Origin of the sequence: Sorangium sp. So ce124 (genome assembly GCF_051525235.1) — a bacterium.
Classification (GTDB): domain Bacteria; phylum Myxococcota_A; class Polyangia; order Polyangiales; family Polyangiaceae; genus Sorangium; species Sorangium atrum.
Map to the genome: position 1 here is coordinate 6,488,937 of NZ_CP150312.1, position 23,940 is coordinate 6,512,876.

The window sequence follows — 23,940 nt, forward strand, 5'->3', positions numbered from 1 at the left end:
TACGGCGCGTTGGGTGCTAGGGCCGCGGAGGCGGGTAGACCTTGAGAGCGGCGGGCGCGGCGAGGAACCGCAGCGCGTTCTCGAGCGTGCGGAACGACCGCGCCCCGGAGGTGCGGAGCACGCCGAAATCGATCCACTGGGTGAGCTTGAGCTGGTCGAGCGTTGGTTTGTACGCCTTGCCTCTCGGGAAATGCTTCGAGAGCCACCCCTTCACGTCGCGGATGCCCTCGGGATCTTCCGGGCACGTCGTGCCCTCGGCGATGCGCACGCCAGGCCGGATCTCCCGTCCCGCCATGAGGTGGATGCACGGCAGGAACCACGCCTCGAACTCCCGGTGCGCCAGCACCACGGCGACCGGGAACGGAAGGCTCGCGGCCGCCATCCATGCCGCGGTCTCGGGGCCGGCCGATGCTGGGCATCCGTCGTCCTCGTCACGGAGCAGCAGCGCGAACGCGCAGTCGCGCTCGCTGCGCAGGAGCTCGCAGGCCTGCAGCACGCCGGCGCGGGTGTTGAGCGCCTTGCCGCGCTTGGGAGCTCCCCAGATGGCGTGCGGCAGCCCGAGATCCGCCCACAGCCGGATGACCAGGTTCCTCGCCGCCTCGACCTCGCCGTGGCCCTCTACGACCAAGTAGGCCTTAGCCATCGCTCGTAGAACCTTCGGGGCGGAGGCCTTCGGCGTGGAGGAGGTCGCTGGTGGACATCAGGCGCTTGCGCACGAGGTCGCGCTGCCGCTCGTCCACGCGCGAAACGGTGGTCGCACCGCCTCGCCGCTCCACGACGCGAAGACTATCGACAGGCAGCAGATCGAGGAGATCAGGGCTGTGCGTCGTGAGGAGGATCTGGCTGCGGCGTGAGGCCTCGCTCAGAAAATCGAAGAGCACCGGAAGGGCGCCAGGGTGGACGGCTAGCTCCGGCTCCTCGACGCCGACGAGCGACAACGGCGGCTCCTGGAAGAGAGCCGTGAGGATCGCCGCTACGCGCAGCGTCCCGTCCGACTCCTGCGCGGCGCCGCGCCAGCGCCCATCGCCCGACGCGTCGACGCCGTGGCGGAACTCTGGGATCAAGAACCCCCCGGCACGAATGACACGGTAGTCGTCGACATCCCCGGCGATGCGGCTCAAGGAACAAAGAAGCTCGTCACCCCAGCGTTCCTTGTCCAGAGACGAGAGCGTCCAGGCCCAGTTCTCGCCGTTCGCCATCATCGGCCTCTCGGGATTCGGCGCACGCGGCGGGCGCAGCTCGTTAGGAAACAGCGAGTACATCGCCACCCGACTGAGCTCGTCTGCGAGCGGCCTCAAAGCCTCGTGCGAGACTTGAGGCAGCGCCAGCGCCGTCTGGGTGGGCGGGGAGAGCAGCCCGACGATGTCGCCGACCTTGCTGACATGAAGTCCTCCGAACCGAACAAAACCGGAGCCGTGCTGGCTCCTCAAGGCCTCCTGTAGATCGGGCACGTCCTCCAAGCGCAGCAGTCTCTCCAGCTCCTGACCTGCCCACGTGCCAGGTGCTCCTCCTTGCACCCACGCGGCTCGCTCGCTCTTCACTTCGAAACCGCCGTCGCCGCCTGCCGGCTGGAGCGTGAAGGCCCAGACGCCCAAGCCGCCGTCAGTGCATACCTCCGCACCGACGGTCAGCCCCAACGACGCCGTGTCGCCCTGATGCAGGAGCGATCCGAACCCCTGCCGCTGATGCATGGTCATCGCGAAGCCGAGCGGCGCCCGTAGACAATCGGCGAGGAACCGCACCGCGTCCACGATGTTGCTCTTCCCCGAGGCGTTCGGCCCGACGAGCGTCGTGAGCTCCGCGAGCGGCAGCTCCACCTCGCCGATGCTGCGGTAGTTTCTGGCGAAGACCTTGGTGATCATGGCTGGCTCATGGCGAGAGCTCGTCCACGTACCCTCACGCCGTCCGCGCGAGCGCTATCGCGAGCGCCTCGCCGTCGACGTTGACCTCGCGCCGCTCGGCCTGCCCCCACGCCGCGGGCGCCGCGCCCAGGACGAGCTCGGCGGCGAGCGCCTCCTGCATGAGCATCTCGCGCGCCGCCTCGGCGACCTTGCGGGCCCGCTCGCCGCCGTCGAGCGCGAGCCGGATCCGCTCGGTGAAGCCGAGGTCGAGCTCCTTCCGCATCCCCTGCACCCGCGAGAGGATCTCCCGGCCGAGCCCCTCGTCGCGGAGCGCGTCCGTGAGCGCCGTGTGCAGCACGACGACCCCCGCGCGGCCGCCGGCCGCCGCGAACCCCTCGCCCGCCTCGACCGCGACGTCGATCTCCTCGGGGCCGAGCTCGACCTGCTCGCCGTCGAGCGCGATCGCGATCTTGCCCTCGGTCGCGAGCGCCGCGCGGAGCGCCGCCGCGTCGGCCTTCGCCAGGACCTGCTTCGCGAGCTGCACCTTCTTGCCGAGCTTCGGCCCGAGCGCGCGGAAGTTCGGCTTGAGCACGTAGCGGACCGCGCTCCCCTCCTCGCCGGGCTTCAGGAAGCGCACCTCGTGGACGTTGAGCTCCTCGGCGATGAGCGGCACGTGCTCGGCGAGCGCCGCCGCGAGCCCCTGCTGCGACAGCACGACGTCGGCCCGCGAGAGCGGCTGCCGCACCTTGAGCTTGTTCGCCGTGCGCACCTGCAGGCCGAGCGAGACGAGCTCGCGCACGGCGCGCATCTCGATCGCGAGCGGCTCGTCCACCGCGGCGGCGTCCGCCTCGGGGAACGCCACGAGGTGCACGCTCTCCGGCTGCGACGCGGGCCACGGCCGCCGCACCAGGTTCTGGTACATCGCCTCGGCGAGGAACGGCGTGAACGGCGCGCTCAGCTTGGCGATCGCGACGAGCACCTCGTACAGCGTGAAGTACGCGTCGCGCTTGTCCTGGGCCGCCCGCACGGTCCCCGGCGCGACCTCCAAAGTATCGACGATCGAAGGGGCCCAGAAGCGCGCGCGGCTCCGGCGGACGTACCAGTTCGAGAGCGCGTCCACGAGATCGACCAGGCGCTGCGCCGCCTCGTACAGCCGGTACTCGTCGAGGTGCGCCGTCACCTCCCGCGTCGAGAGCGCGAGCTCCGACAGGATCCACCGGTCGAGGAGCGACCGCTCCCGCGCCGGCCGGTAGCCGGCGCTCGCCGCGAGCGCCGCGGGCGACGTGTCCGCCGCGCCCGGGTTCCCCTCCGCGGGCGAGAAGCCGTCGATGTTCGCGTAGATGGTGAAGAACGAGTAGACGTTCCGGAGCTTGACCGCGAACTCCTTCTGGTACGCGCGCACGTTCGTGAGCGAGTGGCGCGTGTTCGTCCACGGCGGGGAGGACGCGTAGAAGAACCAGCGGAACGCGTCGGCCCCGGGCGCGGGCGTCGCCGGGTCCTCGATGAAGACGCGCTGGTCCTGCGGCAGCCTGGGCACGTCGTTGGGCATCACCGAGAGCGCCTTGTCGGCCGGCGAGAGGCCCAGGCGGTCGAGGTCCCCGCGGGAGAGCGCGACGATGCGGCGCGGGAGGCGCTTGTTGCCCGTCGCCGGCCTGAGCTCCAGCGTCAGCGCCGCGCCCTCGCGGTCGGCGCGGTAGACCCGCACCTTCGCCGAGTCGCCCGTGAGATCGAGCCCCTCGTAGTCCTCGCGCGCGATGACGGCGACGCCGTCCTTGGCCGCGCCGAGCCCGGCGCCTCCGCCGTCGGCCGCCGCGAACTCCATCCGGACGCGCTCGAGGATGACCTCGGGCGGCGTGTAGTTGCCCTTCGACTTGCTCTCCTTCTTGCCCTCGCGGTCGCAGACGTGCCCGAGCACGACGCACGTCTGGTACGGGTGCGGGTAGCTCCGGATCCGCGACAGCCCGAGCTTCTCCTGCGTGGCCTCGTCGAAGACCAGCGTCGAGACCATCAGCAGCGAGTAGAACCAGCCCCGCGTCTGATCGATCGCCTCGCTGATGAAGTCCGCCGGGAACGCGCGATCGAACAGCTCCTTCGAGCCCTCCGCGTGCGGGTAGCCCCACTGCGCGAACGGCATGCTCCCGCTGTCGAACCAGGCGTCGATCACCTCGGTCACGCGGCGCATCTCGCCGCTGCATGGGGGCCTGGGGGCGGAGCCCGGCTCGCCGGGCGGGCCCCCAGCCGCAAACGGACAGGGGAACGTCACCTTGTCGATCCACGGCTTGTGGACGATGAGGTGATCGTTCAGGCCGGGGTCGGCCTTCTTGGCCTCGCGGAAGTGGTCGAAGGCGCGCGGGTTCAGCGCCTCGATCTCGGCGACCGAGGCCGGGGCGAGCTGGTGCTCCTCGTCGTTCGCGCAGACCCAGACGTTGAGCGGCGTCCCCCAGTACCGCTCGCGCGAGAGCGCCCAGTCCACGTTGTTGGCGAGGAAGTCGCCGAAGCGGCCCTCCTGGATGTGGGACGGGTGCCAGTGGACCGCGCGGTTGTTGGCGATCGCCTTGTCGATGTTGTCCCGGGTCCGGATGTACCAGGCCGGCCGAGCGAGCTGGATCAGCGGGTCGTCGTCCGCGCGCCAGCAGAACGGGTAGTCGTGGCGGTACTTCTCCTCGTGGACGAGCAGCCCGCGGGCCGCGAGATCCTTGATGATCAGCGGATCGGCGTCCTTCACCCAGAGGCCCGAGAACGGCGTGAGCCCCGGCTCGAACGTGCCGTCCGGCCGCACCGCGCAGAGCATCGGGACGTCGGCGCCCGGCTCGGCGAGCTCCGCGATCCGCCGCCTGTGCGCGTTGAAGTCGTCCTCGCCGAACGCGGGCGCGACGTGGACGATGCCGGTGCCTGAGTCGAGCGTGACGAAATCCGCGCCGAGGACGACCCAGTAGAGCGGCTCTGCCTTGCCGTCCTTCCTGCGCAGGGGGGCGTCGAACAGCGACCTCGCGAAGGCGTCGAACGGCGGGCGGTAGCGCTTGCCGACGAGCTCGCTCCCCTTGAGCTCGCGGAGGACGGGCAGGTCCCGCTTGAACTTCTTGGCGAGCTCCTCGCGCAGCGCCGCCGCCACGATGAGCTTGCCGGCCACGGGCGCCGCGCCGCCCGCGGGCGCGCCCGCGTCCACGACGACGTAGTCGAACTCGGGCCGGACCGCGGCGTAGCCGTTCGAGGGCAAGGTCCACGGGGTCGTCGTCCAGGCGCAGAGCGCTGTGTCCGGCTCGTCGACCAGCGGGAACGCGACGAACACGCTGGGGTCGTCGACCGTCTTGTAGTTCGAGCCGACCTCGGCCGCGCTGAGCGCCGTCCCGCCCTGGGGCCACCACCAGCAGACGCGGTGGCCGCGGTAGAGGAGCCCCTTCCGGTGCAGCTGGGAGAGCGCCCACCAGACGCTCTCGACGTAGCTCCGGTGGTACGTGACGTAGGCGCTGTCGAGATCGACCCAGAAGCCGATCTTGTCGGTCAGGTTCTCCCACGCCTCGGTGTACCGGAAGACGGAGTCGACGCAGCGCGAGATGAACGGCTCGACGCCGTACCGCTCGATGTCGGCCTTGCCGTGGATGCGCAGCTCCTTCTCGACCTCGACCTCGACCGGCAGCCCGTGCGTGTCCCAGCCGGCCTTCCGCGGCACGTCGTAGCCGCGCATGGTCTTGTACCGGGGAAAGACGTCCTTCACGGCGCGCGTGAGCACGTGGCCGTTGTGCGGCATGCCGTTGGCGGTCGGCGGGCCCTCGTAGAAGACGAACGTGCCCCGCGAGGGGCCGGTGGCGCGGGTCTCGGCGCGGAGCGTCTTCTCGAAGATGCGGCGCTGCTTCCAGAAGGCGAGGATCTTCGCCTCGTCGGCGGGGAAGTTCAGCTCGGTCGCCACCCTGTCGAACAGGGGCTCGTGCGGGCCGTCGGTCGGTTTCTTCGAGGACGCTTCGGACATGGCCCGGCCTAGTAGCAAGGCCCATTGCCAGCGTCGAGGGAAGCGCTGGGCCGGCGCGGAGCGCGCGCGACGAACGGCGGGGGTGCTAAGATCTGACGATGAGCGCGCAGCACCCGCTATTTCCAGGCAATGCGCCCGAGGTCGAGGCCGCGTTCCAGGCCGTGCCTGACGAGATGGTCGCCGAGATCCTCGACGGGGAGCTGCACACGTTCCCGCGGCCGGCACGGCCGCATACGCGCGCGGCGTCGCGGCTGGGCCGTCGCCTCGGGCCGTTCGATGACGATCCGGGCGAGCCTGGCGGATGGGTGATCCTCGACGAACCCGAGCTCCACCTGGGACCACGGCCCGACAAGGTCGTGCCCGATCTCGCCGGCTGGCGCCGCGAGCGCATGCCCGACGCCCTCGGGCCCGAGGACGCGCCCGCGCATTACAACGTCGCGCCCGACTGGGTCTGCGAGGTGATCTCCCCGCGCACCGAGCGCGTAGACCGGGGCAAGAAGATGCGGATCTACCGGCGCGAAGGGGTCCGCCACGCCTGGCTGATCAACCCGGTCGCGCAGACGCTCGAGGTCTACCGGCTCGACGACGGCCGGTGGTCCTTGCTCGACACGTACGAAGGCGACGAGATCGTACGTCCCGAGCCGTTCGAGGCGGTCGAGCTGCCGCTCGCCTCGCTCTGGGCGCGGTAGCGCGCCGCGCGGCACCCGCAGCGCGGCCGCGCGCGCCTCACCCCGTGAGCGGCGCCGGCACCGCGCCGCCGAAGTCGGCGCGGATGGCGGCCACCCCGTCCGCGCCCGCCGCGAGGCAGGCCGGCGCCGAGGCCGCGTCGATGCCGCCCAGGGCGAGGAGCGCGACGCCGCGCGAGGCCGCGGCCAGGCGGGTCCGCGCCTCGCGCAGCGCCGCGAGGCCAAGCGGCGGGCCCTTGCCTGGCGTCGCGAAGATCGGCGAGAGCACCGCGGCGTCCGCGCCGGCCTCGGCCGCCCGGAGCACCTCGTCGACGCTGTGGCACGCGACGGAGACGAACGCGCCGGCCCCGAGCAGGGCGCGCGCGTCGGCCACCGCGACCGAGCGGCGGCCCAGGTGAACGCCGTCCGCGCCGAGGAGGAGCGCCAGATCCACGCGATCGTTGACGAGGAACGAGGCGCCGAGCGCGGCGGTGGCGTCGCGCAGCCGCCTGCCGAGCGCGTGGAGCGCCGCGCCGGAGAGCTCGGGATCGCGGAGCTGCACCGCCACGCGGGCGCGGGCCTCGGGGGGCAGGGCGCCGAAGGCCGAGAGCCGCGCGAGCAGGACCGGCTCCGGGACGTCCGCCGCCTGGGTGATCAGGGTCAACCTCGGGGTGAGCATGGCCGTCCTCCAGCGCGCCGGCGGCGGCGCCTCATCGCGCTCCGCCGCCCGGAGGGCGCTCTGCCGGGGCGACCGCCTCGCCGAGCGCCTCGAGATCCTGCCGGGCCATCCGGGCGAACCGGCTCGCAGGATACCGATCGACGAGGAAACGCAGCGTGTCGACCCGGGCACGGCGATCACCGCTCGCCTCGAAGCGCTCGGCCAGCGCGTACAGGGCCTCGCTCGGGTCCTCGTACACGCGGCGATCCGGGTCGACCTCGCTCGCGCACTGGTAAGGAGCCTGCGCGACGGCGGCGAAGATCGCGATGGAGCCGAAGGCCGCGCGGAAGCCGGTGAACACGAGCGGCATTCGCCGATGAACGAGCGCGAGCGTCAAGAGGACGCCGCGGTCGCGGCGACGCCGCTCCTCCGGCCGAGCCGCGCGGGCCCGCTCGTCCCGGCGGCCGGAAAGGAGGCTAGTTCAGGGAGACGCCCGTCCGGGCGGCGCCGTTCCCGAACCCGCCCTTCGAGGCCGGGGCGCCGAAGGACGCGTCGCCCGCTTCCTGACCGCCGGTGCTCGACAGGGGCTCGCCGCGGGCGCGCAGGAGCGACTCGTGGAGGGCGCGCGCGCTTTCATCCCAGTCGCGCCTGCCGGCGAGCTCCGCGATCCGCGCCGGGTCGTAGTCGGCCCGGGCGGCGCGGAGCAGCGCATCCATCAGCACGCCCCGGTTCCCCGGCGGGATGAGCTCGCCGAGCTCGGGGCTGCACAGGACGTCGGGGATGCCTCCCACGCTCGTCGCGACCACGCGGCGCCCCGAGGCGAGCGCCTCGAGCAGGACGTTGGGCGTCCCCTCGTGCTTGCTCGGGAGCGCCAGAGCGTCGCACGCGCCGAGCCACAGCGACACCTGGTCGTGCGGCAAGTAGCCGGTCACCGTCAGCCGCCCGCCCAGCCGGGCGGCGGCGGCCCTGCACGCCTGCTCCTCGGCGCCGCTGCCGACGAGCGCCAGCTCGATGTCCGGGTGGACAGGCGCGAGCCGCTCGAACGCCTCGATCAGATCGAGCACGCCCTTGTCGCGGCTCAGGTGGCCGACGAAGACGATCAGCCGCGAGCTCGGCGACTTGCCGAGCGCGGCGCGCGCCTCGGCGCGGTTGCGAGGCTGGAACGTCTTCACATCGACGCCGTTCATGACGATGTCGATGCGATCGCGCGGCACGCCGAGCGCCGCGACCCCGTCCGCGAGCTTGCGGCTGACCGTGACCACCCGGGCGGCGCGCGTGAGCCCCCAGCCGAGCGGCCGTCGCATCCGCGGGTCGCGCGGGATCACGTCGATGTCCGAGCCGTGCGTCTTGATCACGGCCGGCACCCCGAGCAATCGCCCCAGACAGACCGCGGCAAAGCCGTCCGGATAGGCGAAAGCCCCGACGATGACGTCGGGCAACGGACCGCGCCCGATGAGCTCCGGGAGCATCGACGCCGCATACAGCGGGCCGTTCAGGGCGGGCGCGACCCTCGGCACATAGAGGTACCGCGGATGCCGGACCGGCAGCCCCTCGATCACCTCTTCGCGCGGCGCGCTGGCGCCGATAGGCCACTTCGAGAGGCGCTCGATGCCGGGGAACCACGGGATCGTCGCGAGCACCCGGACGTCGCAGTAGCGCGACAGCGCGGCGAACTGCCGCCGATTGTACGGCGCCTCGTCCGGGTGAACCGCGTTCGGGAAGATCTTCGTGATCAGCAAAACGCGCATCCGCCGCAAGAGCACCTCCTCTCCGAGCGAGCCGAGTCGGCGGGCACCTCTAAAAAGTACGTCGTTCGCGCTCGGTCTCGCATTCGGTCTAACCAGTCTCGCTCAGTCTCGCTCAGTCTCGTCAATCCCGCCAGTCACACTCAGTCTCGCCCATCTCGCTCAGCCACGTTCAGCGTCCCATTTTGCCTCGCTCAGCATCGCCAGGTGTCCCATTTTGCCTCGCTCACCATCGTATTCGGCCTGGTCACCACCGATTCGGTCTCACCTGGTACCGTATGTCGTTACACGTCCAGACCGGCTCGATGACCGACCCGCTGGTTGCCGTCGTCCCGTCCAGCGGCCGGCCCGGAGGCCCCCGCGGGCGTCGACCACGCGCGCGCCCGGGACGGGGCGTCGCCCCCGCGCCGCCTGGCGATGAGCTCGTCGAACAGGCGGACGTGCGCGTCGACCATCGCTTCCAGGCTGAACTGCTCGGTGAACTTCGCGGGGCCGCGCGAGCGCGCGCGCTCGCGGAGCTCTCCGTCGCGGGCGACGCGCGAGAGGTGCTCGGCCAGCGCGCCAGGGTCCTTCGACGGGACGAGGAACCCGTCGACGCCGTGCTCGACGATCTCGGGGACGCCGCCGACGCGGCTCGCCACGATCGGCTTGCCGAGCGCGAGCGCCTCGAGCAGCGCGAGCGGCAGCCCCTCCCAGAGCGACGGGAGCACGTAGGCGTCGAACGCGGAGACCAGCTCCGGCACGTCCGAGCGATATCCGGGGAAGATCACCCGGTCGCCGAGCCCCGCGTCCCTGGCGCGCTGCTCCAGCTCCGCCCGGAGCGGGCCGTCGCCGGCGATGACGAAGCGCGCCTCCGGCGCGCGCCGCAGCACCTCGGGCGCCGCCTCAAGGAGGTAGCGGAGCCCCTTCTGCTCGATGTGCACGACGGCGCACCCGAACACGAACTCCCGCTCGCCGATGCCGAGCTCCGCGCGGATGCGCGCGCCCGCGCCGCTCTCGCGGGCGCGGGCGAAGCGCGCCCCGTCAATGCCGTTGTGGATGACCCGGACGGGCGCGCGGACCTTCACGTCGTCGACAAGGATGCGCCTGAGGTCGTGCGACACAGCGACCATCTCGTCGGCGAGGTAGGCGTAGTAGCCGAACTTGCGCCGATCGAAGCCCTTCGCCCGGTTGATCTGGTTGTGCTCCGAGTAAAGGACCGCCGGCCGATTCCGGAGCAGGCGCGCGGCGAAGCCAGCGAAGATGAGCGGAGCACGGTTGTGGACGTGGACGATATCGACCGAGCGCTGGTGAAAGAAGCGCCGGATCCAGAGCAGCGCCTCCGGATCGCTCTTGAGGCCCGGCAGCACCGGCCGGAGATCCTTCGTGATCACGAGGCACTTCGAGCGGGGGAGCTTGACCTCCGAGAAGAGCCGCCCCTCGCCGTCGAGGCAGATCAGCGAGAGGTCGAAGCCGTGATCGCCGAGGCGATCGAGGAGGCTCAGCACCACCTTCTCGAGCCCGCCGACCTCGAGGTTGTTCACGACCATGCAGACGTTGGGCTTGCTCATAGTCTCCTGAGCGGACCGTCAGGTCGCCGCGGTCGTCGTCGGAGCGCCGTGACGCGCCACGACAGCGTGTCGACCGTGCGATGAGCGTTCCGTGTCAATTTGGCTCAGGTAGGTGAGCGTATCATGACATGCGGATGCTGTTCGCTTGACTTGGCGTCGCAGCAGCGCCGTGCTGGACGTCGGAGTTGCTCGTTCATCATCCCTCATCGCGCCCGCGAGGGCTCCCGCATCTTGTGGGAATACGCCGGGAATGCGAGCGCGCGGGGCTCGAGGTGCGGGGCCACACCCGCAGCGCCCCGCTACAGCGCGGCGATCTTGCCCTGCTCCGGCGACGAGGCCGTCGCATAGAGCTTCTTCGGCATCCGCCCCGCGAGATACGCCATCCGACCGGCCCTCACCGCGTCCTTCATCGCGTGCGCCATCAGGATCGGGTCCCGCGCGCCCGCGATGGCCGTGTTCATCAATACCCCATCACACCCGAGCTCCATCGCCACCGCGGCGTCGCTCGCTGTCCCGACTCCCGCGTCCACGATCACCGGCACCTTCGCTGTCTCTCGGATGATCATCAGGTTGTACGGGTTGCGGATGCCGAGCCCGCTGCCGATCGGCGCCGCCAGGGGCATCACGGCCGCGCACCCGATGTCTTCCAGCTTACGACAGACAATCGGGTCATCCATGCAGTAGGGCAGCACGGTGAACCCCTCCTTCACCAGGATCCGCGCCGCCTCGAGCGTCGCCTCGTTGTCGGGGAACAGCGTCCGTTCGTCGCCGATGACTTCGAGCTTCACGAGATCGGACAGACCGAGCTCGCGCGCGAGCCGGCAGGTGCGGACCGCGTCCTCGACGGTATAGCAACCGGCCGTGTTCGGCAGGATCGTGACGCGCCCCTGCTGGAGCAGCGACATCATCGACCCCTCGCCCCGCTCCTTCAGATTGACGCGGCGGAGGGCCACCGTGACCACCTCCGCGCCGGACGCTTCGAGCGCGCGACGGGTCTCATCCAGGTCCTTGTACTTGCCCGTCCCCACGAAGAGGCGGGAAGTGAACGTGTATCTGCCGATCGTCAACGCGTCGCTCGTCATCGCAGGCTCCTCGGGTCTCGACCCAGACGATCTGCTAGTCGGACCGGGACACAGGGTCCAGCGCGTCGACGAAAACCGGCGCTTCCGGCGCGCCTCGCTCGCCAGCATGGTATCTTTGCGCCCATGTCTCCCAGAGCTTTTGGCATAGCCCTCCTCGTCGCGTTGCCTCCAGCGCTCACGCTCACGCCCCTCCCGACAGCGGACAGCCGCGGGCAGGCCGACCAGGGAGGCGCCGGGGTGAGCCGCGGCGCGCTGCTGTCCGGTCCGCGCGCGGCGCAGGCGGCCGTGGCCGTTCAGCTCTCGCTGGACGAGCTCGTCGCCGCGGCCTCGTACGTCGTGGTCGCGACCGCGATCGAGCAGCGCAGCCAGTGGGAAGAGCTCGGCGGGGCCAGGAGGATCGTCACCTATACCCGCCTGTCGATCGACCGGACCGTGGCCGGACAGCCCGACGGCGAGGTCTGGGTCAGGACGCTCGGGGGCGTGGTCGGGGACGTCGGACAGCACGTGTCGGGCGACGCGCAGATCGCGATCGGCGCGCAGGCGATGGTCTTCGTCTCCAGGGTGGGATCTGCCCTGGTCGTCTCCGGGATGGCCCAGGGCCACTACCCCGTCGTCGACGGCGAGGAGAAGCCGAGCGTCGCCGGCGGCACCGGCGCGCGGCGCGTCGCCGTGCGGCGGCTCGCCGCGAGCCCCGACAGCGGGACCGTCCTGCCCCGGCCGGGCCCCGCGATCTCGGCCAGCGAGCGGCTCGTCGGCGCGACGCTCGACACGGCGATCGACGCGGTGAACCAGGCATGGAAGGCGAAGCATGCGCAGAAGTGACCTCGCGCCCCGCCCCGCGGGCGCGCGCCACCCCGCGCGGACCAACGCCATCGCCGCAGCCTGCAGCGCGCTCGTCGCCGCGGCGCTCGCCTATCCCGGGGACGCCCTGGCCTACTGCCGCACGAGCGTCTGTCCGCCGGAGAAGACGGCGTCGGGCAAGGCGGAGACCGCGGCGGTCTGCACGCCGCCGCAGGGCTCCGACTGCGGCACCCCGCTCGCCTGGCCTGCGCCGTGCGTGAGCTACTCCCTCCAGGAGGACGCCTCCGCCCAGGTGTCGCTCCAGGAGGCGGAGGCGATCTTCGAGCAGGCGTTCGCGGCGTGGACGGAGGCCGACTGCGGCGACGGGGAGACCCCGCGCATGGAGGTCACCTACCTGGGCCCTGTCGCGTGCGCCGCGCACGAGTACAACAAGGCCAAGGCGAACGCGAACATCATCATGTTCCGGGACGACGGGTGGCCGTACGCCGACAGCGGGAACACCCTCGCGCTCACGACCGTCACCTACCACCTCAAGACCGGCGAGATCTACGACGCGGACATGGAGATCAACTCGTTGGCGCTCTCCCAGGGAGCCGACGGCCTCGCGTTCGACCTCCTGAGCATCGCCACCCACGAGGCCGGCCATTTCCTCGGGCTCTCGCACTCGATCGAGCACGACGCGACCATGTTCGCCAACTACCGCTCTTCGCTCCGCGACCTCTCCCAGGACGACCGCGACGGGATCTGCGCTGTGTACCCGCCCGGGGAGCCGATCGAGGGCTGCGACCCCACGCCGCGCCACGGCTTCTCTTCGCTGTGCGCCGCGGATCAGCCCGCGGTGAAGGAGCCGGGCGGCTGCGCCGCGGCCCCGCTCGGCAACGGTGGCGAGGGCGGGCGCGGTGGAGGGCTCGTCCTCGCCGCGCTCGCGCTGGTCGGCGTGGCCGTACGGGCGCGGCGCGGCGCGGCCCCGCGGGCGGGCCGCGAGGAGGCCTGCTGAGCCAGAGCCCTCCCGTTCTGGTCGAGCGCGAAGGCGAGCTCGCCCGGCTGGTCGAGCGCGCCGCCCGCGCCGACGCGCTCGCGGTCGACGTGGAGGCCAACGGGCTGTTCGCGTACCGGGCGCGGCTCTGCACGGTCCAGCTCGCCTTTCGCGAGGGGGACGAGATCGCGATCGGGGTGGTCGACGCGCTCCGGGTGCCTGTCGCGCCGCTCGCGCCGCTCCTCGGGGCCGCTGGTCCGCCCAAGGTGCTGCACGACCTCACCTTCGACGCGCGCTTGCTCGCCGAGGCGGGCGCGCCGCTCGCGGGCGCGCACGACACCTCGGTCGCCGCGCGCATGCTGGGGTGCGCGGCGACGGGGCTCGCCGCGCTGCTCCTGTCGGAGCTCGACGTGAAGGTCGACAAGCAGCTCCAGCAGCACGACTGGGGGCGCAGGCCGATCGAGGACGCCGAGCTGCGCTACCTGGCCGACGACGTGCGCCACCTGCTCTCGCTCCGCGCGCGGCTCGCGGAGCGCAGCCGCGCCCTCGGGATCGACGAGGAGATCGAGGAGGAGTGCGCCTACAAGCTCGCGAGCGCCCTCGGGCCGCCGCGCGATCCGCGGCCCGCTCACGCGCGCATCAAGGGGGCCCAGGCGCTCGATCCGCAGGGCCGGGCGATCCTGCGGCGGCTCGTGGCGGCGCGCGAGGCGGCCGCCGAGGGGGCCGACGTGCCCTCCTTCAAGATCGTCGCCAGCGAGGTGCTGCTCGAGCTCGCGCAGCGGAGGCCCGCCAGCGCAGACGACGTGCGCGCGATCCGCGGGGCCGCGGCGGGCCGCGCGGCCGCGTGCGTCGCGGCGTGGCTCCGCGCGATCGAGCAAGGGTGCAGCGACGGCGACGTGCCCGAGGACGAGCGCGCCCTCTTCCAGCAAACCCGCCCGCCCCGGAAGGAGCTCGCCGCGCGGCGCGCGGTGGAGACCCGGATCGCGGCGTGGCGCAGGGCGGAGGCGAGGGCGCGGAAGGTGGACGAGCAGGTCGTGCTGCCCGGTCACTGCGCGCAGGATCTCGCGGAGATCGCGCTGGCGACGGCCCACGCCGGGGACGAGGCGATCGCCGCCGCGATCGCGCGCATCCCGGGGCTCGGCGCGGGACGGCTCGCGCGCTACGGCCGCGCGCTCGCGGCGCTCGTGGCCGCGGCGCAGCCGGGCGAGCCGCCTGCAGCCGCGATGTAGCTCCGCGCGTCGGTTCCGCCTGTCGGTTCCGCATGTCGGTCCGCATGTCGGTTCCGCATGTCGGTTCCGCGCATCCGCGATCCTCGGCGGGATCTCAGACACGTGGAGCCCGCTGCGAGCGAGCGCACGTGGCGCGCGCCGCCCGGTCGACAGAGCCGCCGGGCGATGGAATAGCAGGGCCCATGCCGTCGACCGATCATCCCGAGGGGCCGAGGCGGCTCCGCCTCTGGCCGCCGGCGAGGTGGCTCCGCGCTGCGTTCGCCTTCGCGCTCGTGTTCGGGTGCGCCCTTCTGGGAGCGAGCGCCGGAGAGCTGTCCCCTCCGCCGCCCCCGCCGTCGCCGCCGCCGCCCGCGGCGGGCGCCGAGGCCGGCCCTGAGCCGGAGGCGACCCCCGTCGCGCCCGACTCGCCTCGGGCCTCCATGCGCAGCTTCGTCGAGCTGTGCCGCGCGGGCGATTACGCCGAGGCCGCGCGCTACCTGGACGTGCCGCCGAGGGCGAACGGCGCGGAGCTCGCGCAGAAGCTCAAGGCGGTGCTCGATCGGCACCTCTGGCTGGAGGTGGAGACGCTCTCGCCGAACCCGCAGGGGGACACGCAGGACAACCTCGGGGCCGGCGTGGAGCAGCTCGGCAAGATCCCGACGCGGACGGGGTCCCAGCCGGTGCGCCTCGTGCGGCGCACGACGCCCGACGGCGTGCGCTGGATCTTCTCGCGCGCCACGGTGGAGCGCGTCGACGAGTGGTACGCGCGGCTCGAAGATCGCTGGCTCCGCGATCACCTGCCGCCGGCGCTCCTGCGCCCCGGCCCGCGCGAGCTGCTCTGGTGGCAGTGGCTCGCGCTGCCGGTCCTCGCGCTGGCCGGCTGGCTCGTCGGCGCGGTGGTGAGCTACCTCGTCCGCGCCGCGCTCCGCCGCGTCATCGCCCGGACGGAGTCCACGCTCGACGACGTGCTCCTCGGGGGGGCGCGCGGTCCGTTCACGTTCGCGGCGGCGCTCCTTGTGATCACGGCCGCGCTCCCGTGGCTCGGGCTGTACCTGCCGGCCGAGGAGTTCCTCGGCCAGGTGCTGCGCGCCGGCGTCTTCGTCGCGGTCTTCTGGTTCGCCCTGCGCGCGATCGACGCCTTCGGCGGCCGCCTGCTCGCCGCCCCGGCGACGCGCGACAACCCGGCGGCGCGCTCGCTCGTGCCGCTCATGGGGCGGATCGCGAAGGTCTCGATCGTGATCATCGGCGTGATCGCCGTGCTCTCGGAGCTCGGCTACCCCGTGGCGAGCCTCATCGCCGGCCTCGGCATCGGCGGCGTCGCGCTGGCCCTCGCCGCGCAGAAGACGGTGGAGAACCTCTTCGGCTCGGTCGCGATCGGCATCGACCGGCCGTTCCAGGTCGGCGACTTCGTGAAGGTCGACGCGCTCCTCGGCACGGTCGAGAGCATCGGGCTCCGGTCGACCCGGATCCGCACGCTCGACCGGACCATCGTCACGATCCCGAACGGCAAGCTGGCCGATCTCCAGATCGAGTCGTACACGGCCCGCGACCGGATACGCCTCGCCTGCGTGCTGGGGATCGAGCGCGACACGTCGCCCGAGCAGCTCCGCGCCATCGTGGAAGAGTGCGAGCGGGCGCTGCGGGAGCACCCGAAGATCTGGCCCGATGACGTCGTTGTGCGCTTCATCGGCGTCGGCCCGTCCTCGCTCGACGTCGAGGTGGTGGCCTGGTTCCATACGACCGACTTCGCGGAGTTCCGGGACATCCGGCAGGCGATGCTGATCACCTTCCTGCAGATCATCGACATGGCCGGATCGAAGCTCGCCTACCCGACGCAGACGCTGCACGTCGCGCCGCGCGGAGGGGAGCGCCCGCAGCCGGAGGCGGCCGCGGCGGGGGGCTCGGCTAACGGGCGGCGCGCGCCGCGGCGGGCGCCATCGGCTGAAGCCCCGCCTTCTCGATGAGCGCGCGGTCCTCGTCCTCGCCGGGGTTCGGCGTGGTGAGCAGCCTGTCTCCGTAGAAGATCGAGTTCGCCCCCGCGTACATGCAGAGCAGCTGCGTCTCGCGCGAGAGCTCCGTCCGCCCGGCGGACAGGCGCACCATCGCGCGCGGCATCATGACCCGCGCGACCGCGATCATCCGGACGAACTCGATCGGATCGACAGGGGGGAGGCTCTCGAGGGGCGTCCCCGGCGAGCGCACGAGGGCGTTGATCGGCACGCTCTCCGGGTGGGGATCGAGGCGCGCGAGCTCGACGAGCATCTCGCAGCGGTCGGCGATCGACTCGCCCATGCCGATGATGCCGCCCGAGCAGACGGTGATGCCCGCCCGCCGGACGTTGCGCAGGGTGACGAGCCGCTCGTCGTACGTGCGCGTCGAGATGATCGATTTGTAGGCCTTCCGCGAGGTGTCGAGGTTGTGGTTGTAGGCGTCGAGGCCGGCCTCCTTGAGGCGGCGCGCCTGGTCGTCGGTGAGCATGCCGAGCGTGCAGCACGCCTCGAGGCCGAGCGCTTTCACGCCGCGCACCATGTCGAGGACGCGCTCGAAGGCGGGGCCGTCCTTCACCTCGCGCCACGCGGCGCCCATGCAGAACCGCGTCGAGCCGCCGTCGCGGGCGCGCCCCGCGGCGGCGAGGACCGCGCCGACGTCGAGCATGCGCTCCGGCCCGACCTCGGTCTCGTAGTGGCTCGACTGCGGGCAGTAGGCGCAGTCCTCGGGGCAGCCGCCCGTCTTCACGCTGAGCAGGGTGCAGAGCTGGACCTCGTGCTCGCCGTGGAACGCGCGGTGGACCGCGCGGGCGCGGTCGATCAGCTCGAAGAGCGGGAGGTCGTGCAGGGCGACCGCCTGCTCGACGGTCCAGTCGTGGCGGGGCGCGCCCGCCGACGGGGCGTGCCCAGCCGGGCCGCCGCATCCATTCCTGTGCTCCGCCCCTTCTCGTTCGATCCCTTCGAGCATGGGCTCGCTCATAGCCGGGCTTGAGGCGCCGCCGCAAGCGAGGCGCGAAAGGGAGGGATTTCCTGGCGTCCTCGGCGGCTCGGCGGCCCGAAATTCTGCTCTTTCGTGGCGGCTTGGCCCGCTCGTCGCTCTAGAGCGCGGTCACCGCCTTCGCCGTCTCCTTGGCGATCGTCCCCTGGGCGACGAGCTGCCTGAGGTGCGCGTCGAAGGTCTGCATGCCGTACGGCGTGACCCCCTTCTCCATCAGCTCGCGCAGCGAGGGGCTCCCCTCCGGCCGGCGGATCGCCTCGCGCACAGCGGCCGTGCCGACGAGCACCTCGGCGGCGAGGACCTCCCCCGCGCCGTCGCGGCGAGGGAGCAGGCGCTGCGCGACGACGCCGTGGAGACAGTCGGCCAGCCGCTCGCGCGCCTCGCTCGGGCTCTTGCCGAGCGCGATCAGCCGCCCGAGCGCGCGCGTGACGTCCGCCGCGCTGACCGCCGCGAGCACGAGGTGCCCGGTCTCCGCGGCGTGGAGCGCGAGATCGAGCGACTCGCCGTCGCGGAGCGCGCTGATCAGCACGACGTCCGGGTCCTGCCGCAGCGCGGAGCGCAGCGCGGTCGGGAAATCCGCGGTGTCGACGCCGATCTCGCGCTGGCTCACGCTGGAGCGGTTGTCCTCGTGCACGTGCTCGACGGGATCCTCCAGGGTGATGATGTGGCGCGGCACGGTCGCGTTGATGTGCCCGACGAACGCGGCGAGGGTCGTGCTCTTGCCGCTGCCGGCCGTGCCCGCGACGAGGACGAGGCCGTGATCGTGCTCCACCATCGCCCGGACCGCCGAGGGCACGCCCAGCTCCTCGAACGTCGGGATCTTGAGCGGGATGCTCCGCAGGATGATCGCGAGCGAGCCGCGCTGGCGATAGATGTTCACCCGGAACCGGCCGAGGCCCGGGACGACGTACGAGGTGTCGAGCTCCTGGAGCGTGGCGAGCAGCTCGCGCGACGGGCGCCCTGCGAGCAGCACCCGCGCGGCGGCCTCGCTGTCCTCGGGCCGGATCCTGTCGACGCGGAAGTAGACCATGTCGCCGCGCACCCGCGCGCCCGGCGGCTGACCGACCTTGAGGTGGATGTCGCTGGCGTGGGCGGCAAGCGCCTTGCCGAGGAGCTGATGGAGGAAGGCCTCGGAGGTGTACGGCGTCGTCACGGGGGGCAAGGTACCAAATTGGAACCCGACCGGCCCAAAGGGCGGCTGCACGAAACGAAAGCGCAGAGGGCGCCGCGCCGCCGCGCGGGACGGCCGCGCGCGCCGGGACCGCCGCGCTGGACGTCAGGGCCGCGGCGCCGCAGGGCCTCCCGCGGCGCCCGCGACGGAGCCCTCGGGATCCAGATCTGCCGGAATACGGAGAGGATCGACGAGCCCCCGCTCGGCGAGCGCGCGCGCCGCCGAGATGGCGAGCGCGCGCTGGTCCGAAGGGAGGTCGCGCCGGCCCGACAGCTCGACAAGGGCCGCGGCCGCGGCGCGCGCCCCGTCCGGGTCGAGCGGCTCGCGCGGGCGCGCCGGCCGCCCGGCGATCCCGAGGAGCGATTCGAGCAGGGGCGGGAGCGTCGGCCCGGACGCCGCGCGGGCGCGCTCGACGAGCGGCCCGAGCGCCAGATCGGCGTCATCGGCGTACGGCAGCGCGCGCAGGGCCGTGAGCACGATGTCGCCGCCGTCGTCGAGCGCGGCGAGGAGGCCGGCGGCGCCCTCGGCCTCGGCCAGCCGGGCGCACTCCAGCGGGTCGTCGCCCGCGGCGAGGCGCCAGCGCGGATCGGTGAGGCGAGGGCTCGGCGGGCGCGGCGCCAGGGAGGGCGACGCGGCGGCCGAGGCGGGCGCCTCGGCGGCGCGAGGGGCGCTCCCCTGCTCGCGGCGACAGCCGAGGGGCGCGAGCAGGAAGAGCGCGAAGGGTACGACGAAGGCGAGGCGCGCCGCGACAGGCGCCCTCCGCCGCGCGCGGCGGATGCCGTCGCGGCCCCTCCCCTGCCTCACGGCTGATCGAGGATCGAGAGCGACCGCTTCGTGGGCGCGTTCTCGGGCTCCTGCCGCGCGTTGTACTCGTCGACCACCCGGTTGATGTGCATCGAGCAGAACTTCGGCCCGCACATCGAGCAGAACTCCGAGGTCTTGAAGTACTCCTGAGGGAGCGTCTCGTCGTGCATCGCCTGGGCCGTCTCCGGGTCGAGCGAGAGCGCGAACTGCTGCTTCCAGTCGAAGGCGTAGCGGGCGCGGCTCAGCGCGTCGTCGCGATCCCGCGCGCCCGGGCGCTTCCGCGCCACGTCCGCGGCGTGGGCCGCGATCTTGTAGGCGATGAGGCCCTGCTTGACGTCCTCGGGGTCCGGGAGGCCGAGGTGCTCCTTCGGGGTCACGTAGCAGAGCATCGCGGCGCCCGCGAAGCCGGCCATCGTGGCGCCGATGCAGCTCGTGATGTGGTCATAGCCAGGCGCGAAGTCGGTGACGAGCGGGCCGAGCACGTAGAACGGCGCCTCGTGGCAGAGCTCCATCTCCTTCTGCACGTTCATCGCGATCTGATCGAACGGCACGTGCCCGGGGCCCTCGATCATCACCTGCACGTCCTTCTCCCAGGCGCGCTTCGTGAGCTCGCCGAGCGTCTTCAGCTCGGCGAACTGGGCCGCGTCGCTGGCGTCGTGGAGGCAGCCGGGGCGGAGGCCGTCGCCCGCCGAGATCGTGACGTCGTACTTGGCGCAGACCTCGAGCACCTTGTCCCAGTGGGTGTAGAACGGGTTCTGCTGGTGGTGCTCGATCATCCACTGCGCCATGATCGAGCCGCCGCGCGAGACGATGCCGGTGAGCCGGCCCTTCACGAGCGGCAGGTGCTCGAGCAGCACGCCCGCGTGGATGGTGAAGTAATCGACCCCCTGCTTCGCCTGGTGCTCGAGCATGTCGATGAGGTCCGCGGCCGTCATCTTGGCCGTCCCCTTGCACGCCTCGAGCGCCTGATAGATCGGCACCGTCCCGATCGGCACCGGGGAGTCGGCGATGATCGCGCGGCGGATGCCGTCGATGTCGCCCCCGGTCGACAGGTCCATCACGGTGTCCGCGCCGTACTTGATGGCGTAGCGCAGCTTCTCGAGCTCGCCGCTCACGTCGCTCGTCGTCTGGCTGTTGCCGATGTTCGCGTTCACCTTGCAGAGCGACGCGATGCCGATGCACATCGGCTCGAGGTTCAGGTGGTTCTTGTTCGCGGGGATGATCATCCGGCCGCGCGCGACCTCGCTGCGGATGAGCTCGGGCGCGAGCTTCTCACGGCGGGCGACGTACTCCATCTCCTCCGTGATGATGCCCTTCCTCGCGAAGTGCATCTGGCTCTGGTTCGGGCTCCCGGCGCGCTTGCTCACCCATTCGGACCGCAACATCGACGACCTCGCTTTCGAGGTGGCCGGTTTAGGTCGCGGCGGCGCGCGACGCAAGCGCCGCGTCGCGCCTGGCCGCCCGGCCACGAGCCCGCGAGAATGCGCGCCTCTGCCGGCGCTCGCCCAGCGCTCGCCGCGGGCGCGCGGCGGTCAGGGAGGCGGCGCTTCCGGGAGCTCGGTCATCATGCCGAGCGTCTGGGCGCCGGCGGCCTTCGCGCCGTCGAGCACCTCCACGACGGTGCCATAGACGGCGCCGTCGTCGGCGACGACGAAGACGATCCTGTCCTGCGGCCTGCTGTAGCGCTCGAGCAGCGGCCTGAGCTTGCCCACGAGCTCGGCGCGCTCGACCGGCTCGTCGTTCACCCGCAGCTCGCCTTGCGCGCTCACCCGGACGACGAGCTGGTCGGGCGGCGGCGGGGTGTCCTGCTTGACCTGCTCGGTGTCCGGCACGCGCACGCCGATGTCCTTCTCGAGGAGCGGCGTCACGACCATGAAGATGATGAGCAGCACCAGCACGACGTCGACGAGCGGCGTCACGTTGATGTCGGAGTTCAGGGGCACCACCGGCTTGATGACGAACTTCCTCTTCGCGCGCATCGCCGCTATCTCCCCTTCAGCTCCTCGACCGCCAGCGAGACGCTCTTCGCGCCCGACTTGCGCGCCGTCTCCATCACCCTGCGGACGTCGCCGAACGAGAGGCGCTGGTCCCCCTTGACCAGCACCTTGCGCCCCGGCTGCGCCGCGAACTCGCGCGCGAGCCGCTCGGCGAGCCCGGCGTCATCGTACCTGTCGTTCTCGACCCACACCGTCTTCTCCAGCGTCACGGAGAGGATCAGCGGGTCCACCTCCTTCTTCTCCTCGTCCACCTTCGCGGCCTGCGGCAGCTTCACGTCCTTGCCGCGCTGGAGCATCGGCGTGACGACCATGAAGATGATGAGCAGGACGAGGACGACGTCGACGAGCGGCGTGACGTTGATCTCGCTCTTGGGGCCCCTCTGCGGGCCGACACCCATCCCCATTGGAACGCTCGCTTCCCTTCTGGGCGCGTCACCGCGCGCCGCGCCGCGGGCGCGAGGCGCCGGGCGCCGCGCTCCGCGGAGAGGCGCGCGGGGTGTCGCGCGGGTCCCCTGTCAAGCAGCCTCTTCGGCGGCCGGCGCGAGGCGCCCGTCGAGCCGCTTCGCCACGACGTCGAGGAGCTCGTTCGACGACTCCGAGATGTCGATCGACCGGGCTTCGACCCAGCCCTGGAGATAGTTGTACCCCATGACGGCCGGGATCGCGACGATCAGCCCGAAGGCGGTCGTGATGAGCGCCTCCGCGATACCCGCCGAGACGGTGCCGAGGCCGCCGGAGCCGGAGGCCGCCATCTGCTGGAACGCCGTCACGATGCCCATGACCGTCCCGAGGAGGCCGACGAACGGCGCCGTGGATCCGACCGTGGCGAGCAGTCCATAACCTCGCTTCAGGCTGAGCACCTCGCGCTGCGCCTGCCGCTCGAGCGCCCGCGAGACCGACTCGAACACTCCCTCGCGCTCGTGCCCCTGCGCCGGCAGCCGCGAGGGCGCGTTCGAGGCATAAGCGGCGAGCCCGGCGCCGATGACGCGCCCGAGATAGCCGAGCTCGCCGCCCGGCCTGGCGGCGGTCCAGGCCCCCTCGAGCTCGCCCCGGGCGAGCATCGGCCCGACCCGCGCCGCGAACGCGCGGGAGGCCGCGCGCGACAGGAACGACACGACGAGGCGCTCGCCCAAGACGATCAGCGACGCAACGGACATGATGGCCAGCGCGAAGACAATCAGCTTCGCGAAGACCCCCATGTGGCCCCACAGCTCGATCAACGTGAATTGCATCGTCTCGCGCCTCCTGGCGCCCCATGTCGCGTGATGGTTCTGGTGATGCTGGAGCAGCAACTCTGGTGGTGCTGGAGCAGCAGCTCCGGTGATGCTGGAGCAGCAACTCCCGTGATGCTGGAGCAGCAGCTCTGGTGATGCTGGAGCAGCAGCTCTGTGGATGCGGAGCGGACTCGGCAGCACCGCAGCGCGGACCCACCCGTACCCTTACATGCTCCAGCGGTTCAATAACACTCCTGCGCGTCCGGACGTCAAGGGAGCTTGAGCCGGATGGGGAACACGTAGTCCACCGAGACCGGGCGCCCCTGGTACATGACGGGGGTGTAGCGATGCGTCGCGAGCGCATCGAGGATCGCCCGGTCCATGTGAGGAAGCGACTTGGCCATCCGGCAGCCGGTCAGCGAGCCGTCCAGCTTGATAATGCACTTGACAATCGCGAGCCCCTCGACGCGCGCGGCGAGCGCCTCGCGCGTGTACTGCGGGTCGCGCCCCGCGATCTTCGAAGGGCGGGTCATTCCGGCGCCGAACGCCAGCACCACGTTCTGCGGAGGCGCCGTGCTGCCCAGCTGGCCGCCGACCTTGCCGCCCAGCTGACCGCCTATCTGCCCGCCGACCTCGCCGCCGACGGTGCCCCCCTGAACGCCGCCCTGCACTCCCCCCTCGACGCCGCCCGGCTGCTCCGGCGCGTCCTCCTTGACCGGCTCCGGCTTCGGCTCTGGCTCAGGCGCCTTGGCCTTGGGCTTCTCCGGCATGTCGTAGATGGTGTCAGGCGTCTTGACGGGCTTCGGCTGCTCGATGCGCTCCACCTTCGGCGGGCGCTTCGCGCCGCCGCCCGGAGGTGGCGGCGGTGGCGGCGGAGGTGGCGGCGGCGCCGGGGCGAAAAATGTGACCTCGACGTCCTTCGGCTTCTCGGTTCGAGGGCGTGTGGCCTGCCAGAGGATCGCTCCCGCGATCGCCACGTGGGCGACGATGGAGAGCGCTGTCCCCGTCCCTAGCCGCCCCTGGGTGGCGGTAGCGCGACCTAGTACCGAGTCGAACATGAGGGGTCGTAACTCCTAGGACTCGAGCCGATCGAGGTAGAGAAGCCGCGACGTATGGAAGCGTGCGGCGCCTACCCGGAGTGTACAAGCGAGCGAGTCCTACAAAAAAGTCTATTGTCTGGCGCGATTCCTGTCTAGGGTAAGGAAGGACTCGAGGGGCATACACTTCTGGAGGGAATTCCGTGAAGTTTCTCGAAAAGAGGCTGGAACACGGAGGG

At 71.8% G+C, this 23,940-nt stretch carries 21 protein-coding genes; 5 read left to right on the forward strand and 16 right to left on the reverse strand.

Features of this window, described 5'->3' with window-relative positions; translation table 11 throughout:
• Positions 1–16: 16 nt before the first annotated feature.
• The 3 genes from WMF19_RS24200 to WMF19_RS24210 are packed head-to-tail and all read right to left on the reverse strand — an operon-like array spanning position 17 to position 5,808.
• Positions 17–643 carry a DUF4276 family protein gene (locus WMF19_RS24200; RefSeq protein WP_437901300.1) on the reverse strand — a complete coding sequence of 209 codons (627 nt, stop codon included), beginning with the start codon at positions 641–643 and terminating at the stop codon, positions 17–19.
• Complete coding sequence (locus WMF19_RS24205) at positions 636–1,862, reverse strand: AAA family ATPase (RefSeq protein ID WP_437901301.1); 1,227 nt, start codon at positions 1,860–1,862, stop codon at positions 636–638. Before WMF19_RS24205 ends, WMF19_RS24200 begins: the two co-directional genes overlap by 8 nt.
• Before the next feature lie 34 nt (positions 1,863–1,896).
• The gene (locus WMF19_RS24210; protein WP_437901302.1) at positions 1,897–5,808 is read right to left on the reverse strand and encodes a class I tRNA ligase family protein; all 3,912 of its coding nucleotides are present in this window, start codon (positions 5,806–5,808) and stop codon (positions 1,897–1,899) included.
• Positions 5,809–5,906: 98 nt separating this feature from the next.
• On the opposite strand from WMF19_RS24210, the gene WMF19_RS24215 reads away from it, so the two are divergent.
• Positions 5,907–6,497: a Uma2 family endonuclease gene (locus WMF19_RS24215; protein WP_437901303.1), complete on the forward strand. Its 591-nt coding sequence runs from the start codon at positions 5,907–5,909 to the stop codon at positions 6,495–6,497.
• A gap of 37 nt (positions 6,498–6,534) precedes the next feature.
• On the opposite strand, the gene WMF19_RS24220 is transcribed toward WMF19_RS24215, so the two are convergent.
• The 5 genes from WMF19_RS24220 to WMF19_RS24240 form a co-directional block, all read right to left on the reverse strand.
• On the reverse strand, positions 6,535–7,152 hold the full coding sequence (locus WMF19_RS24220) for a thiamine phosphate synthase (protein WP_437901304.1): 618 nt from the start codon (positions 7,150–7,152) through the stop codon (positions 6,535–6,537).
• Positions 7,153–7,183: 31 nt separating this feature from the next.
• Positions 7,184–7,501 (reverse strand): tetratricopeptide repeat protein, encoded by a 318-nt coding sequence (locus tag WMF19_RS24225; RefSeq protein ID WP_437901305.1) that lies wholly within the window; start codon positions 7,499–7,501, stop codon positions 7,184–7,186.
• 106 nt (positions 7,502–7,607) lie between these two features.
• Positions 7,608–8,879, reverse strand: a complete 1,272-nt coding sequence (locus tag WMF19_RS24230) for a glycosyltransferase family 4 protein (protein WP_437901306.1) — start codon at positions 8,877–8,879, stop codon at positions 7,608–7,610.
• A 281-nt stretch (positions 8,880–9,160) separates the two neighbouring features.
• On the reverse strand, positions 9,161–10,426 hold the full coding sequence (locus tag WMF19_RS24235; RefSeq protein ID WP_437901307.1) for a glycosyltransferase: 1,266 nt from the start codon (positions 10,424–10,426) through the stop codon (positions 9,161–9,163).
• Positions 10,427–10,725: 299 nt separating this feature from the next.
• On the reverse strand, positions 10,726–11,508 hold the full coding sequence (locus WMF19_RS24240) for a thiazole synthase (RefSeq protein WP_437901308.1): 783 nt from the start codon (positions 11,506–11,508) through the stop codon (positions 10,726–10,728).
• Positions 11,509–11,631: 123 nt separating this feature from the next.
• Between WMF19_RS24240 and WMF19_RS24245 the strand changes: the two genes are divergently transcribed.
• The 4 genes from WMF19_RS24245 (at position 11,632) to WMF19_RS24260 (ending at position 16,457) form a co-directional block, all read left to right on the forward strand.
• A complete protein-coding gene (locus WMF19_RS24245) occupies positions 11,632–12,330 on the forward strand; it encodes a hypothetical protein (RefSeq protein ID WP_437901309.1) in 699 nt (232 codons plus the stop codon).
• Positions 12,317–13,306: a matrixin family metalloprotease gene (locus tag WMF19_RS24250; protein ID WP_437901310.1), complete on the forward strand. Its 990-nt coding sequence runs from the start codon at positions 12,317–12,319 to the stop codon at positions 13,304–13,306. Before WMF19_RS24245 ends, WMF19_RS24250 begins: the two co-directional genes overlap by 14 nt.
• Positions 13,307–13,323: 17 nt before the next feature.
• On the forward strand, positions 13,324–14,514 hold the full coding sequence (locus tag WMF19_RS24255) for an HRDC domain-containing protein (protein WP_437901667.1): 1,191 nt from the start codon (positions 13,324–13,326) through the stop codon (positions 14,512–14,514).
• A gap of 182 nt (positions 14,515–14,696) precedes the next feature.
• Positions 14,697–16,457: a mechanosensitive ion channel family protein gene (locus WMF19_RS24260; RefSeq protein ID WP_437901311.1), complete on the forward strand. Its 1,761-nt coding sequence runs from the start codon at positions 14,697–14,699 to the stop codon at positions 16,455–16,457.
• On the opposite strand, the gene bioB is transcribed toward WMF19_RS24260, so the two are convergent.
• From bioB to WMF19_RS24300, 8 genes are all read right to left on the reverse strand, one after another.
• Entirely contained in the window at positions 16,399–17,448 is a 1,050-nt protein-coding gene (gene bioB / locus WMF19_RS24265; protein WP_437901312.1) for a biotin synthase BioB, read from the reverse strand. The two genes, WMF19_RS24260 and bioB, sit on opposite strands and share 59 nt — an antisense overlap.
• A 130-nt stretch (positions 17,449–17,578) precedes the next feature.
• Positions 17,579–18,631, reverse strand: a complete 1,053-nt coding sequence (locus WMF19_RS24270) for a type IV pilus twitching motility protein PilT (RefSeq protein WP_437901313.1) — start codon at positions 18,629–18,631, stop codon at positions 17,579–17,581.
• Between the two features lie 123 nt (positions 18,632–18,754).
• Positions 18,755–19,453, reverse strand: a complete 699-nt coding sequence (locus WMF19_RS24275; RefSeq protein WP_437901314.1) for a thiamine biosynthesis protein — start codon at positions 19,451–19,453, stop codon at positions 18,755–18,757.
• On the reverse strand, positions 19,450–20,835 hold the full coding sequence (gene thiC / locus WMF19_RS24280) for a phosphomethylpyrimidine synthase ThiC (RefSeq protein WP_437331157.1): 1,386 nt from the start codon (positions 20,833–20,835) through the stop codon (positions 19,450–19,452). Before thiC ends, WMF19_RS24275 begins: the two co-directional genes overlap by 4 nt.
• A gap of 150 nt (positions 20,836–20,985) precedes the next feature.
• Positions 20,986–21,432 carry an ExbD/TolR family protein gene (locus WMF19_RS24285; RefSeq protein WP_437803910.1) on the reverse strand — a complete coding sequence of 149 codons (447 nt, stop codon included), beginning with the start codon at positions 21,430–21,432 and terminating at the stop codon, positions 20,986–20,988.
• A gap of 5 nt (positions 21,433–21,437) precedes the next feature.
• On the reverse strand, positions 21,438–21,854 hold the full coding sequence (locus WMF19_RS24290; protein ID WP_437330912.1) for an ExbD/TolR family protein: 417 nt from the start codon (positions 21,852–21,854) through the stop codon (positions 21,438–21,440).
• A 111-nt stretch (positions 21,855–21,965) separates the two neighbouring features.
• The gene (locus WMF19_RS24295; RefSeq protein ID WP_437901315.1) at positions 21,966–22,682 is read right to left on the reverse strand and encodes a MotA/TolQ/ExbB proton channel family protein; all 717 of its coding nucleotides are present in this window, start codon (positions 22,680–22,682) and stop codon (positions 21,966–21,968) included.
• Between the two features lie 251 nt (positions 22,683–22,933).
• A complete protein-coding gene (locus WMF19_RS24300) occupies positions 22,934–23,722 on the reverse strand; it encodes an energy transducer TonB (protein ID WP_437901316.1) in 789 nt (262 codons plus the stop codon).
• Positions 23,723–23,940: the final 218 nt, after the last annotated feature.

What these genes read in the sequence shown, in the direction of transcription:
- WMF19_RS24220 (WP_437901304.1), bottom strand. Translation starts at nt 7,152, where the DNA reads ATGCTCACCCCGAGGTTGACCCTGATCACCCAGGCGGCGGACGTCCCG.
- WMF19_RS24260 (WP_437901311.1), top strand. Translation starts at nt 14,697, where the DNA reads ATGCCGTCGACCGATCATCCCGAGGGGCCGAGGCGGCTCCGCCTCTGG.
- WMF19_RS24215 (WP_437901303.1), top strand. Translation starts at nt 5,907, where the DNA reads ATGAGCGCGCAGCACCCGCTATTTCCAGGCAATGCGCCCGAGGTCGAG.
- WMF19_RS24225 (WP_437901305.1), bottom strand. Translation starts at nt 7,501, where the DNA reads ATGCCGCTCGTGTTCACCGGCTTCCGCGCGGCCTTCGGCTCCATCGCG.
- WMF19_RS24285 (WP_437803910.1), bottom strand. Translation starts at nt 21,432, where the DNA reads ATGCGCGCGAAGAGGAAGTTCGTCATCAAGCCGGTGGTGCCCCTGAAC.
- WMF19_RS24235 (WP_437901307.1), bottom strand. Translation starts at nt 10,426, where the DNA reads ATGAGCAAGCCCAACGTCTGCATGGTCGTGAACAACCTCGAGGTCGGC.
- WMF19_RS24295 (WP_437901315.1), bottom strand. Translation starts at nt 22,682, where the DNA reads ATGCAATTCACGTTGATCGAGCTGTGGGGCCACATGGGGGTCTTCGCG.
- WMF19_RS24290 (WP_437330912.1), bottom strand. Translation starts at nt 21,854, where the DNA reads ATGGGGATGGGTGTCGGCCCGCAGAGGGGCCCCAAGAGCGAGATCAAC.
- WMF19_RS24245 (WP_437901309.1), top strand. Translation starts at nt 11,632, where the DNA reads ATGTCTCCCAGAGCTTTTGGCATAGCCCTCCTCGTCGCGTTGCCTCCA.
- bioB (WP_437901312.1), bottom strand. Translation starts at nt 17,448, where the DNA reads ATGCTCGAAGGGATCGAACGAGAAGGGGCGGAGCACAGGAATGGATGC.
- WMF19_RS24300 (WP_437901316.1), bottom strand. Translation starts at nt 23,722, where the DNA reads ATGTTCGACTCGGTACTAGGTCGCGCTACCGCCACCCAGGGGCGGCTA.
- WMF19_RS24240 (WP_437901308.1), bottom strand. Translation starts at nt 11,508, where the DNA reads ATGACGAGCGACGCGTTGACGATCGGCAGATACACGTTCACTTCCCGC.
- WMF19_RS24250 (WP_437901310.1), top strand. Translation starts at nt 12,317, where the DNA reads ATGCGCAGAAGTGACCTCGCGCCCCGCCCCGCGGGCGCGCGCCACCCC.
- WMF19_RS24205 (WP_437901301.1), bottom strand. Translation starts at nt 1,862, where the DNA reads ATGATCACCAAGGTCTTCGCCAGAAACTACCGCAGCATCGGCGAGGTG.
- WMF19_RS24230 (WP_437901306.1), bottom strand. Translation starts at nt 8,879, where the DNA reads ATGCGCGTTTTGCTGATCACGAAGATCTTCCCGAACGCGGTTCACCCG.
- WMF19_RS24210 (WP_437901302.1), bottom strand. Translation starts at nt 5,808, where the DNA reads ATGTCCGAAGCGTCCTCGAAGAAACCGACCGACGGCCCGCACGAGCCC.
- WMF19_RS24200 (WP_437901300.1), bottom strand. Translation starts at nt 643, where the DNA reads ATGGCTAAGGCCTACTTGGTCGTAGAGGGCCACGGCGAGGTCGAGGCG.